We start from the raw sequence: 12,729 nt of genomic DNA on the forward strand, positions 1-12,729 counted from the left end.
CTTGTCAACGCTGCCAAAAGGGAGTATGATGAAAAAAACAACGTTGGGAGGCCCTTATGATCTTCGACACCCACGCCCACTACTATGATGATGCCTTTGACACCGACCGGGACGCACTGCTTTCTTCCCTGCCTGAGAAGGGGGTAGAGCTGGTGGTCTGCCCCGGCTGCGACCTGGCCAGCTCCCGCCAGTCCCAGGCCTTGGCGGAGCGATACGCCTATCTTTATTTCGCCGCTGGTTTCCACCCGGAGAATCTGGAGGGGATGACCCTGGATCAGCTGGACCAGATCCGCGCCCTGTGCGCCCACCCCAAGTGCGTGGCGGTGGGGGAGATCGGCCTGGATTACTACTGGGTCAAGGCCCCGGAGGAACGCGCCTTCTCCCGGGAGGTCTTTGCCGCCCAGCTCGCCCTGGCCCAGGAGCTGGACCTGCCCGCCATCGTCCACGACCGGGACGCCCACAAGGACTGCATGGACTTGGTCCGTGCTCACCCCGGCACCCGCGGTGTGTTCCACTGTTACTCCGGCAGCATCGAGGATGCCAAGGTGCTGGTGGACCGGGGCTGGATGCTCTCCTTCACCGGCAACATTACCTTCAAAAACGCCCGTCGGGCGCCTGAGATCCTCCGCTGGCTGCCCCTGGACCGGCTGATGCTGGAGACCGACGCGCCCTATATGGCTCCTGAGCCCTATCGGGGCAGCCGGTGCGACTCCAGCCTCATCCCACTCATGGCTCAGACGGTGGCCCAGCTCAAGGGTCTGACCACCGAGGAAGTCCTGGCCGCCACGCTGGAGAACGGCAAACGCTTTTTTGGCATTTCGTAAAGGAGGCAAATTGCCATGATGACCATCTCTTATGAATACGAAGGGGCGCTTTATGTCAACCTGACCAACCGGTGCGACTGCAACTGTGTGTTCTGCCTGCGTCACAACGGCCACAAAGGTTCCATCTACGCCGACGATCTGTGGCTGGAACACGAGCCCAGCCGGGAGGAAGCTCTGGCAGACCTGCTGGCCCGGGACTTCTCCCAGTACCGGGAGCTGGTGTTCTGCGGCTTTGGTGAGCCCATGTACCGCACGGACGATCTGCTCTGGCTGGTGGACCAGCTGAAGGAGCGCGTCCCCAACCTGCCCCCCGTGCGTATCAACACCAACGGCCACGCCAATCTGTTCCTGGGCCGGGACGTGACGCCCGAACTAAAGGGGCGCATCGACACGATCTCCATTTCCCTCAACGGCTCCACACCGGAGGAATACTGCGCCGTCACCCAGCCCCGGGAGGGAACAAAGGCCTGGGACGCCATGCTGGACTTTGCCCGCAAATGCCGGGATTATGTGCCCCACGTGGTAATGACCATCGTGGACAAGGACAAGACCCCCGAAGAGATCGCCCGCTGCCGTGCCATCACGGAAGAGCTGGGAGTCACTCTGCGTATCCGGGCCTACATCCCCGACTGAATCCAATACACCAGACAGGGCGCCCGGCCATCGGCCGGGCGCCCTGTTCATCTTTTTATGCGGCGTGCTCATGCTCCAGTTCCGCCAGCGCCTCCCACTCGGAGTCGGCGGAGAACCGGAAGCGGCCCGCCTGGTCGTATACCTCTACATGTCCACCAATATAACGGATCTCATAACTCATGGGTCAGCGCTCCTTTCTGCTTCGTTGTGCTCTCAGTGTAGCAGAAAAGCTGTCCCATAAAACGGACTTATTTCGAAATGTCGTCCAAAAAAGTCTCCCAGGTCTCCGGGTGCTCCACAAAGGAGCGGGGGCAGATCTTACCCGTCACGTCGTAGTGGCGAATGACCTGGTCCCGGTCCAATCCGTACTGCTCCATCAGCCAGCGGGTAAGGCGCACCAGGGAGTCGTAGGTGGCCTGGTTAAAACTCCCGCTCTCGTCCGGATGGCAGCACTCAATGGAAATGGTGTCATCGTTGCGCTGGTTGGAACAATAGGCGATCTCATCCAGGGGAACATTCTGAATGATCTCCCCGTCCAGGCCAATGAGAAAATGGCTGCTGGCATAGGTCTCTCCGGTCTGGGCCAGATTCTTAAAATAGCTGTGGTTCTGCTCGGCGGTGGTACCCGGATTGCCCACATAGTGGATAACGATACCGTTGACCTGCTCCAGGGGTGTGCCCGGACGGGAATAGGGGTTGATGGGCAGCAGCTCCTCCTCCACCCAGTCCGGGGTGTCGGGGACATGCAGCTCCTTGGGTGCAAAGGGATCGATCCATTTAATGACGGCCAGCACCGCCACCAGGAGGATCAGGCCGGGAATGAGACCAGGCAGGGGAGAGAGCCTGCGCCGGACAGGAGTCTGGGTGGGCATAATCGGGGGCACTTCCTTCGACAGATTTGCCTTTATTATAGCAGACTTGTCCCAGTCTGTCCTTTACGGTTTTCTTACGATTGACAGAAATCGGGGGCGCGTGCCATACACGCGCCCCCGTTCTGTTTCCGTGTGATCAGTCCTCGTTCTCTTTTCGGTCGGCCAGCTCAGCCGCAGCATCCTTCTCCACCGCCTGATAGGCAACAGGAGGCCGGACAGCCGAGGGATCGGTAAAGACCTGCTCAAAGGTCTCCGCGTCCATATTCTCATATTTGAGCAGGTAGTCCGCTACAAAATCCAGCTGGCTCCGCCGGGCAGAGAGGATCTGCCGGCAGCGGTCATAGGCGCCATCGATGAGGGCACGGATCTCCTCATCAATGAGAGCGGCCACCTCCTCGGAGTAGTTCTTTGTCTGGGCCATGGACCGGCCGATAAACACCTCGTCATGGCCGGAATCAAAGACCACATTGCCCAGTTTTTCGCTCATACCGTAGCGGGTGACCATGTTGCGGGCAATGGAACTGGCCTTCTGCAGGTCGCTGCCCGCGCCCGTAGAGATATCCCCAAGCGCCAGCTCTTCGGCGGCCCGGCCACCCAGGCAGACCGCAATGCGCTCCGTGAGCTGCTGCCTGGACTGGAAGGTCACGTCCTCCTTCGGCAGCGAAATGGTCATGCCACCCGCCATACCCCGGGGAATGATGGTGATCTGGTGCACCGGGTCCTGACTCTCCAGGTCATGGATGACAATCGCATGGCCCGCCTCATGGTAGGCGGTGAGCTTCCGCTCCCGTTCAATAACCACCCGGCTTTTCTTCTCCGGTCCGGCAATGACCTTGATGACCGCCTCGTTCAATTCATCCATACCGATAAAACGGTGGTGCTTTCGGGCGGAAAGCAGAGCCGCCTCGTTCATCAAATTCTCCAGATCCGCGCCGGTAAACCCGCCGGTGCCCCGGGCCAGTTCGGCCAGGGAGACGTCGTCCCCCAGGGGCTTGTTGCGGGCATGGACCTTCAGGATGGCCTCCCGGCCCTTGATGTCGGGATAGCCCACGTACACCTGCCGGTCGAACCGGCCGGGACGCAGCAGAGCGGGATCCAGGATATCCTGCCGGTTGGTGGCCGCCATGACCACCACACCCTCGTTGTTGCCGAAGCCGTCCATCTCCACCAGCAGCTGGTTGAGGGTCTGCTCCCGCTCGTCATGGCCGCCGCCCAGGCCCGCGCCGCGCTGACGGCCCACGGCGTCGATCTCGTCGATGAATACAATGGCAGGCGCGTTCTTCTTAGCCTGGTCAAACAAATCCCGGACGCGGGAGGCGCCCACGCCCACATAGAGCTCCACAAAATCCGAACCCGAGATGGAAAGGAAATGCACACCTGCTTCCCCAGCCACCGCTTTGGCCAGCAGGGTCTTGCCGGTACCCGGCGGGCCCACCAGCAGCACACCCTTGGGGATGCGGGCTCCCAGTTCCAGAAAGCGTTTGGGCTCCTTCAGAAACTCCACGATCTCCTGCAGCTCCGCCTTCTCCTCCTCGGCGCCGGCCACATCGTCAAAGGTGACTTTCTTCTGCTCGTCGGCGCCGCTGCGGGTGCGGGCCCGTCCAAACCGGGCGGTACGGTCAGCGCCGCCCCCGCCTCCGCCGGCACCTGCCTGACGCAGGAACATGAAGTACCACAAAAGGCCAAACACCACCAGCACCGCCACCCAGGGCAGGAAGGAGGCCCAGAAGGGAGGCTCCCACCCCTGAGGATAGTCGTAGTCGGTAATGATACCCTGGTGGAGCTGTTCCACGATCAGATCATTGAAGTCATTGTAGAACCACTCTGGATCGGCCACCTCATAGGTCACCAGGTTCTGACCTTCCGGCATCCCCTTCAGGGTGAGTGTGACGGTGTTGTCCTTGAGCTCCACCTGCTCCACCTGCTGTTGTTCCAGCAGGCGGCGGATCTCTCCATAGGTGGCCGCCGGGGTGTTATCCAGGCCGCCCTGCAGGGCAAAGACGGTCATCATCAAAATCAAGGCGATGAGGACATAAAAGCCCACATCGCGCATGCTTGCTCTCCGTTTCAATCTCGGGACACGTCCTTTCCGGGCAACGTATTTTACTTGCCCTCGTACACGCAGGGCTTCAAAACGCCGATATAGGGCAGATTGCGGTACCTTTCGTCGTAATCCAGCCCATACCCCACCACAAAATAGTCAGGGATGGAGAAGCCCGCGTAGTGCAGCTGCACCGGCTTGGTACGGCGCGAGGGCTTATCCAGCAGGGTACACAGCCGCACGGAGGCCGGCTTGCGGGCCTGGAGGATCTGCAGCAGATAGCTCAGGGTGTTGCCGCTGTCCAGGATATCCTCGATGACGATCACATCCTTGCCCTCGATCTGCTCGGACAGGTCCTTGACGATCTTCACCTGGCCGGAACTGGACGTACCCGAACCGTAGGAGGACACTGCCATGAAATCCACTGTGCAGGGCAGGTGGATCTGCCGCACCAGATCGGCCATAAAGACGAAGGATCCCCGCAGTACGCTGACCAGCAGCGGCTCCTTACCGGCGTAGTCCCGGTCGATCTCCGCAGCAATCTCCGCTACCCGCTGCCGCAGCTGTTCTTCGGAAAAGAGCACCCGTTCCACGTCTTTGTCCAGAATGTGTTCCATACTTCCCTTACCCTTCCTTCCATATGATCACTTCATAGGCCGGCTGTCCGGGCAGAGCCAGCCGGCTCTGATCCGGGCCAAAGCCCGCCACTGCCGCTACACCCCGTCCATCCGCCAGCACCGGAATACGTTCCCGCTCCCGCCGGGGGACTTTGGCGTCGATCAACAGTTTTTTTACCGTCTTGGTACCTCCCCGCCGGGGCAGGGCGATCTCATCACCAGTCTGCCGGGGCCGGAGCATCGGCAGACCCTCCAAAGCGTCCCGGGCCAGATAAAAGGCTCCGGGCCGTCCCATACCCTCCTCCGGGCAGATGGTCGCCCGACAGGACACCCGCCACGGGGTTCCCTCAGGGGCCGTCTCTCCGTCCAGCGCCAGCGGTATGGGATGAAAGGGGGGCAGGGGCTCGCTGCGGGTGGTGAGCAGCAGCTCCCCATACACCCGCTGGGCCAGCTTTCCGCCCGGCAGAAACACGACAGCGGAGGGGTCGTCCCCCCGGGCCAATTCCACGATGGCCTTCAGATGGGCCGCCGAGCAGTCGGTGTTGCCGTCCCCCAGCATCTCCAGCAGGCGGCGGGCCGCCCGTGGGGCGATGGCGGCGGGCAGGTCCGCCAGATACCGTGCCTCGATCACCAGGTCGTCCTCCGCCCAGCGGGCATGGCAGCAGGCGGCGGCCGCCTGGGCGTTGAGATAGTCGTTGTCAGCCCGCAGATAGCCCATCGTCTCAGCACAGCGCTCGGTCAGGCGGGGGTTGAGCTGCCGCAGCACTGGTATCACCTGATGGCGGATACGGTTGCGTGCATAGCTCTCATCGGTGTTGGTGCAGTCCTCCACATGGGGGATGCCGTTGGCCTGAAGGTATGCCTCGATGTCCGCCCGCGGCGTGGTAAGCAAAGGCCGGACGATCTCTCCCCGCCGCGGCGGGATGCCCGCCAGGCCGTGGAGCCCCGCTCCCCGGACCAAATGGAGCAGCAGAGTCTCCAGATTGTCGTCGGCGTGGTGGGCCGTGGCAATACGCCCACAGCCCAGCTCAGCCGCCGTGCGGCGGAGGAATTCATACCGCAGCTGCCGCCCGGTCTCCTCCACGCCCTGGTTCCGGCGCTCTGCCTCGGCATACACGTCTCCCCGCTCTACCACACAGGGGATGCCCCGTTCCCGGCACCAGTCCGAGACAAAGGCGGCGTCGGCGTCGGCCGCCGCCCCCCGCATCCCGTGGTGATAATGGGCCGCCGCCACCCGAAAGCCCCCTTCTTCCGCCATGGAATGCAGCAGGTGGAGCAGACACATGGAATCGGCCCCTCCTGAGACGGCGCACAGCACCGTCTCTCCCTGGGGCAGCATGTCGTATTCACTTGTCAGGGCTCTGACACTCTCCAGCATAGGGTCTCCTTTGCCGCAGCGGTTTCGGTATCCGGGGTATGTTTAATACTCCTCGTGCCGCCGGTCGATGGAAGAGAAGGTGGTGTATTCGGGCAGCCACTGCAGCTCCACCGTCCGGGTCTCGCCATGGCGGTTCTTGGCGATGATGCACTCGGCCAGATTGTGATTCTCGCTGTCATCGTTATAATAGTCGTCCCGGTAAAGGAACATGACGATGTCGGCGTCCTGCTCGATGGCGCCCGACTCACGCAGATCGGAGAGCATGGGGCGCTTATCCGACCGGCTCTCGGGTCCACGGGAGAGCTGGGACAGACAGACTACCGGCACGTTGAGCTCCTTGGCCATGATCTTCAGGGCCCGGGAGATATCGGATACGATCTGCTGACGGTTATCTCCGCTGCGCTGAGGTCCGCCGGCAGAGGTCATGAGCTGGAGGTAGTCGATGACCACCAGCCCCAGGTTGTCTACCCGGCGGCACTTGGCATTCATGTCGGCCACCGAGAGGGAGGGATTGTCGTCGATAAGGATCTGGGTCTGGTTGAGGGCCGCCGATGCGGCCGCGATCTTGGTCCAATCCTCCTCGCTGAGCTTGCCCGTCACCAGCTTTTTGTTGTCCACAAAGGACTCGCCGGAAATCAGACGCATGGCCAGCTGCTCCCGGCTCATCTCCAGAGAGAAGAAGACCACCGTCTTGCCCGAGAACTTGCCCGCGTGGAGCAGCATGTTCAGGGCGAAGGAGGTCTTGCCCATGCCCGGGCGGGCGGCCAGCAGGATGAGGTCGGACTTATTCAGGCCGGAGATGGCCATGTCCACATCGGGCAGGCCGGTGCTGAGGCCGGGCACCGCCGCGTCGCTGGCGGCCAGTTCGTTGAGCCGCTCATACACATTGAGAATGACGCTGGAGATGTGGGTCAGGCCCTGGGCAGCCCGGCCCTGCCGGATGGCATAGATGCGCTGTTCAGCGGCCTCCAGCACCTCCTGGGCAGTACCGGTGCCCTCCTGGATCAGGGCGGTCAGGTCTCCCGCCGTCTCGGCAATACGCCGCAGCAGGGCCTTGTCCTTCACGATGGCCACGTACTCCTTCACGTTGGCCGCCGTAGGGGTGATCTCCATGAGCTGGAGCACATACTTGCGGGAGGTATTCTCGTCGTACACCCCGTTCTGGCGCATGTGCTCCAGCACGGTCACCGGGTCGATGGTGAGGGAGAAATTGAACATGGAGTAGATGGTCTCATAGATCTCCCGGTTGGTGCGCAGATAGAAGTCCTCGGGCCGCAGGGCCTCAATGACCTCGGGCACACACCGGGAGTCAATGAGCATGGAGCCCAGTACGCTCTGCTCGGCCTCCGCGCTGTGGGGCATCTGCCGGGCCAGCAGTTCTTCCTCCGTTGCCATGTGCTGCACCTCCCTATGAAAAAATCCGTCCTTCCGGATGTTTTACGCCTCGGTCACGACCACCTTCAGCGTTCCGGTGACCTCATAACCCAGCTTGCACTTGAGCTCGTAGGTACCAAAGGCCTTGATGGGCTCATCCTGCACGATCTTGGTCTTCTGGATGGCAATGCCGTGCTGAGCCTGCAGGGCGTCGGCGATCTCCTTGGAGGTCACCGCTCCGAACAGCCGTCCGCCGTTGCCCGCCTTGGCGGCGATCTGGACGCTCAGCTCCTTGAGGCGGGCGGCAGTGGCCTCAGCCTCGGCCTTCTCGGCGGCCTGCTGGGCCTTCTTGGCCTTTTCCTGCATCTTCATGGTGTTGACGTTCTCCGCCGTGGCCAAAACAGCCAGCTTCCGGGGCAGGAGGAAATTGCGGGCGTAGCCGTCGCTGGCCTCGATCATCTGGCCCTTCTTGCCCTGACCCTTTACGTCCTGCTGCAAAATCACTTTCATGGTAATTCGTCCTTTCGTTGGTTATCCGTTTGCGTCGTAATCGGTTTTATTCGTCCTCCAGGTACTCATCGATGGCCTGCAGAAGAAGGTTGTACACCTCATCCACGCTCTTGCCCGGTACCTGGGCGCCGGCTGTGGCGGCGTTGCCGCCGCCCCCCAGCTTCTCCAGCACCACCTGCACATTCACATCCCCCATGCTGCGGGCCGAGAGGATGACCCGGTTCTCCTGATCGGGGAAGAGAACAAAGGAGGTGTCGATGCCAGAGATGTTCAAAAGTTCATCGGCGGCCTGAGCGGCGGTGATCCGCCCCACAGTGTGGTCCACCCGGGCCACGGCGATGCCCGCTTTATACATCTTGGCATTCTGGATGATGGAATACTTGGCGATCATCCCCTCCAGATCGTTCTGGAAGAGCTTCTTTACATCACCGGTGTCCGCGCCCGAGCGGCGCAGGAAGGCGGCCGCCTCAAAGGTGCGGCTGCCGGTGCGCATGGTGAACTGCTTGGTGTCCAGCACCATGCCGGCCAGCAGCGCCTCCGCCTCGGTTTTCAGCAGATCAGCCGGCTCCAGCAGATACTGGGCCAGCTCGGTAACCAGCTCACTGGCGGAGGAGGCATAGGGCTCGTGGAAATTGAGGGCGGCATCGGCAATGTAAGAGGATGCCCGGCGGTGGTGATCGATGACCGCCACCTTGTGCACCGCCTCCAGCAGATCCTGGCTCACCACCTGCTCGGGCCGGTTGGTGTCCACCACCACCAGCAGGCAGTTGGGATCGGCCAGGAGGATGGCGTCCTGAGGGGAGAGGAATACATCCTTATACTCGGCCAGCTCGCTCAGCCGCTCCACCATGCCGCTGGCGGGGTTCTGGCCCGGCTCCCGCACGATGTGCACCGGCGCGCCCTTCTTTCGGGCAATGGCACACACGCCGGCTGCCGCACCCACACAGTCCAAATCCGGGTACTTGTGACCCATAACGAACACCCGGGAAGCGTCGGCCATCAGTTCGCCCAGGGCGCTGGCCATGACCCGGCTCTTCACCTTGGTGCGTTTCTCCAACTCCTTGGTGCGCCCGCCGTAGAACTCAAAATTAAACTTGTTCTTTACCACAGCCTGGTCGCCGCCCCGGCTCAGGGCCATCTCCACCGACAAGGCCGCATACTGGAACAGCTCTCCCAGAGAATCGGCCTCTTTGCCGATGCCGATGGACAGGGTGGCCTGGATTCCGGCATGGTTGGTCACCTGGCGCACACTGTCCAGTACGGAAAATTTCGCCTCCTGGAACTGGGCCAGGAACCGCTCTTCAAACACAAAGAGATAACGGTCCCGCTCGTACCGGCAGAAGACCCCCTGAGCGGGGGCCACCCACTGGGCCAGACGCTGGTCGATCTCACTGCGCAGGGCGGACTTGGCGTTGTCCGTAGCCCCTTTCATCAGCTCCTCATAGTTGTCCACCGTCAGGATGCCCACCACCGGCCGGGTAGAATAGTATTCATCCCGCACCTGCGCCAGATTGGTCACATCCACCCAATAGGTGGTAGCCAGGTACCCCCGGGCCCCCTGATCCTCGGTGCGCACCAGATGGCCGAAGACCAAAAAACGGTTCTCCCCAATGCGCACCTCTGACGGGCATTCGGTCTTGCCCTCCATGAGCCAGCGGGAGGAAAAGTCGGGCACCGCAGCGGTGATCTTGGTGTCAAACATATGGTCCCGTTCCCCGGTGATCTGCAAAAAGCGGTCATTGGACCAGATGACCTCATCGTTCTCCGGCCGGAAGATGACCATGGGCAGAGGCGCATTTACCATGGTATCCTTGGTTGCGGTGTCCATATTGCAGGTGACATTCTCGATGTATTTCAGGATCTCCTTCTGCCGGCGGGCATTGGTACTGCGGAAGTAAAGGTAGAGCACCACCACCACCGCCGCTTCCATCACCGCCACGGGGACACTGAAAATGGCGGTCACCGCGGCAAACACCAGCAAAAAGCCGAAGTACAACCGCAGGCTCGGCTCCAGCAGATGGGATAGTTTATTTTTCCGCATGCGATTCCCTCCCAGGCAGTAAATTTGTCTACAATAAGAGAGTTTATTATACCAGACACGCCTGTCAAAAACAAGTGCGCTTGCAGTGACTTTCTCGTTGTGATACAATAAGAATCCCTTCCATTGTATCCTGTTTTACATTCTTTTTTCTTTAAAACTGCCATACTTTGGTTCATACGATCACTGTTTTCAAGGAGGCCATTCCCATGAAGGAATTTCCCGTGCAGCGGGCCGCGGTCCTCAAGGCCAAACCCGACCCGGACACCCTGCAGTTTGGTAAGAGCTTCACCGATCATATGTTTATCATGGATTACACCGCTGGCCAGGGCTGGCATGATGGGCGCATTGTCCCCTACGCTCCCCTGTCCCTGGAGCCCTCTGCCATGGTGTTCCATTATGCCCAGGAGGTCTTTGAGGGGCTGAAGGCCTACCGCGCTCCCGACGGCGGCGTCCAGCTCTTCCGGCCCACGGAGAACGTCAAACGCATCAACTCCTCCTGCGAGCGTATGTGCATCCCGCCCTTGGATGAAGACGACGCTCTGGCCGCCATTGAACAGCTGGTGCGCCTGGAGGCCGACTGGGTTCCCTCCAAGCCGGGCACCTCTCTGTACATCCGTCCCTTTATCATCGCCACCACCCCCACACTGGGGGTCCACGCCGCCCACAACTATATCTTCTGCATCATTGCCTGCCCCGTGGGCGCCTATTACGCCGAGGGCATCAACCCGGTGAAGATCTATGTGGAGAGCGAGGACGTGCGCGCCGTCCGGGGCGGCACGGGCTACACCAAGTGCGGCGGCAACTACGCCGCCTCCATCCGTGCCGGTGAGCGGGCTGAGGAGCACGGCTACGCCCAGGTGCTGTGGCTGGACGGCGTCCACCGCAAGTACATCGAAGAAGTGGGCTCCATGAACGTTATGTTCCAGCTGGGTGATACGGTGGTCACCCCCATGCTTACCGGCTCCGTCCTGCCGGGCATCACCCGCAAGTCCTGCATCGAGCTTATGCGCAGCTGGGGCATGCAGGTGGAGGAGCGGCTCATCACCGCCCAGGAGCTCTTTGATGCAGGCGCTGACGGCACCCTGAAGGAGGCTTGGGGCACCGGCACCGCCGCGGTCATCTCCCCCATCGGCGAGATGGGCTGGGAGGACAAGCACGTGGTGGTCAATGCCGGCCAGATCGGCCCCCTGGCCCAGAAACTCTATGATACCCTCACCGGCATCCAGTGGGGCACCCGGCCCGATCCCTTCGGGTGGGTGGTCCGGCTGTGAGCCAGCCTTCCTGACCGGCCAGTGGGCGGCACCGCATGCGGTGCCGCCCACTGGCCTTTTTGTCATATCATGCCATAATTCTATGGTTTTCTTTAGCTTTCTTTTCCTTTGGCGGCCCTCATGCTACAATGGCGCAAACGAAATGAGGTGCTGTTATGAATCGACGCTTACTCCCCCTGCTCCTGCTGCCGGTGCTGGTCCTGACCGCCTGCCGCAGCCAGACCGCCGCACAGCCATCCCCCGCCCCCCTTGAGGTCCGGACCGAGGCCCGCCGCCTGGCCGCTGCCCAGCTGGGCACGCTGGAGACCCAGCTCTCCGCTGAGGAACACGACCAGGTGCTCCATCTGCTGGAACGTCTCGTCCCACTGCGCCAGGCCCGTGCATCCGACGGCCGCTGGGAGCTGTCAGCGGAGGAGAGCCGGCTGGTGGAAGAGCTCAACCAGTTCTATGAGGACTGTACCAGCCGCTATCTGGGGGAGCCGGACCATTGGAGCGCAGACGAGGGAAAGATGCAGCCCCTGGCCGGGTACGACATTGAAGGGGACGGAGTGCTGAAGGCCACGGACGGCGAGGACGCCTACCGGCCCCTGTGGGACCTGGTGCAGGACCTGCTGCCGGAAGGCAGTCTGAATGCCTTCCGCCGCTTTACCGTCTTCACGGATGGTGTGGATGAAATCCTGGCCTATGTGGTCCCCGTAGATGAGGCAGGCACCCAGTGGGAGCTGGCAGTGGACCCACAGGACACCGAGAATCTGGACTACTTTGCGGTGACGGTGTTCCACGAGTACAGCCACTATCTGACCCTCAACGACGCCCAGGTCACCTATGGCGGTACCCCTCGCTTCGATTGCTACAGCGAGCCCGGTATGGTCTGCCTGCCCAAATCCTACCTAAACGCCTTCTACCAGAGCTTCTGGCAGGACTACCTGGACGACCGGCTGGCCGCGCCGGACAGCTCCGGCTTCTACCTGCGCCACCCGGACGACTTCGTCACCAGCTACGCCGCCACCAATCCGTCGGAGGACATTGCCGAGAGCTTTGCCTTTTTCGTCCTGACCGACCGGGCCGAGGGCGACGCGGTGTGGGCGCAGAAGATAAACTTCTTCTACGCCTACCCCGAGCTGGTGACCTTCCGAGAGCAGGCCCGGACGCAGCTGGGGTTGTAAAT

Annotated in this window: 12 protein-coding genes; 4 read left to right on the forward strand and 8 right to left on the reverse strand. The window is 61.6% G+C overall.

Features of this window, described 5'->3' with window-relative positions:
• The first annotated feature begins 56 nt into the window (after positions 1-56).
• Complete coding sequence (locus WMO45_RS07910; RefSeq protein ID WP_349140092.1) at positions 57-824, forward strand: TatD family hydrolase; 768 nt, start codon at positions 57-59, stop codon at positions 822-824.
• Positions 825-839: 15 nt separating this feature from the next.
• Positions 840-1,457 (forward strand): TatD family nuclease-associated radical SAM protein, encoded by a 618-nt coding sequence (locus WMO45_RS07915; RefSeq protein ID WP_349140093.1) that lies wholly within the window; start codon positions 840-842, stop codon positions 1,455-1,457.
• Positions 1,458-1,512: 55 nt separating this feature from the next.
• On the opposite strand, the gene WMO45_RS07920 is transcribed toward WMO45_RS07915, so the two are convergent.
• The 8 genes from WMO45_RS07920 to WMO45_RS07955 all read right to left on the reverse strand — a co-directional run bounded on the left by WMO45_RS07920 (position 1,513) and on the right by WMO45_RS07955 (position 10,290).
• Complete coding sequence (locus WMO45_RS07920; RefSeq protein ID WP_349140094.1) at positions 1,513-1,638, reverse strand: hypothetical protein; 126 nt, start codon at positions 1,636-1,638, stop codon at positions 1,513-1,515.
• Between the two features lie 67 nt (positions 1,639-1,705).
• Positions 1,706-2,329 (reverse strand): peptidoglycan recognition protein family protein, encoded by a 624-nt coding sequence (locus WMO45_RS07925; RefSeq protein ID WP_349140095.1) that lies wholly within the window; start codon positions 2,327-2,329, stop codon positions 1,706-1,708.
• Positions 2,330-2,465: 136 nt separating this feature from the next.
• Entirely contained in the window at positions 2,466-4,382 is a 1,917-nt protein-coding gene (gene ftsH / locus WMO45_RS07930) for an ATP-dependent zinc metalloprotease FtsH (RefSeq protein ID WP_349140378.1), read from the reverse strand.
• Positions 4,383-4,432: 50 nt separating this feature from the next.
• Complete coding sequence (gene hpt, locus WMO45_RS07935; protein WP_349140096.1) at positions 4,433-4,987, reverse strand: hypoxanthine phosphoribosyltransferase; 555 nt, start codon at positions 4,985-4,987, stop codon at positions 4,433-4,435.
• Between the two features lie 7 nt (positions 4,988-4,994).
• Entirely contained in the window at positions 4,995-6,365 is a 1,371-nt protein-coding gene (gene tilS / locus WMO45_RS07940) for a tRNA lysidine(34) synthetase TilS (protein WP_349140097.1), read from the reverse strand.
• A 42-nt stretch (positions 6,366-6,407) separates the two neighbouring features.
• The gene (dnaB, locus tag WMO45_RS07945; RefSeq protein WP_349140098.1) at positions 6,408-7,760 is read right to left on the reverse strand and encodes a replicative DNA helicase; all 1,353 of its coding nucleotides are present in this window, start codon (positions 7,758-7,760) and stop codon (positions 6,408-6,410) included.
• A 42-nt stretch (positions 7,761-7,802) separates the two neighbouring features.
• On the reverse strand, positions 7,803-8,249 hold the full coding sequence (rplI, locus tag WMO45_RS07950) for a 50S ribosomal protein L9 (RefSeq protein ID WP_349140099.1): 447 nt from the start codon (positions 8,247-8,249) through the stop codon (positions 7,803-7,805).
• Between the two features lie 46 nt (positions 8,250-8,295).
• Positions 8,296-10,290, reverse strand: a complete 1,995-nt coding sequence (locus WMO45_RS07955) for a DHH family phosphoesterase (protein WP_349140100.1) — start codon at positions 10,288-10,290, stop codon at positions 8,296-8,298.
• 206 nt (positions 10,291-10,496) lie between these two features.
• Between WMO45_RS07955 and WMO45_RS07960 the strand changes: the two genes are divergently transcribed.
• Both WMO45_RS07960 and WMO45_RS07965 read left to right on the forward strand, forming a co-directional pair.
• Positions 10,497-11,561, forward strand: coding sequence for a branched-chain amino acid aminotransferase (locus tag WMO45_RS07960; protein WP_349140101.1), 1,065 nt, complete (start codon positions 10,497-10,499; stop codon positions 11,559-11,561).
• A gap of 155 nt (positions 11,562-11,716) precedes the next feature.
• Positions 11,717-12,727 (forward strand): zinc-binding metallopeptidase, encoded by a 1,011-nt coding sequence (locus WMO45_RS07965; RefSeq protein ID WP_349140102.1) that lies wholly within the window; start codon positions 11,717-11,719, stop codon positions 12,725-12,727.
• Positions 12,728-12,729: the final 2 nt, after the last annotated feature.

It is taken from the genome of Flavonifractor hominis (genome assembly GCF_040095835.1).
Classification (GTDB): Bacteria; Bacillota; Clostridia; order Oscillospirales; family Oscillospiraceae; genus Flavonifractor; species Flavonifractor hominis.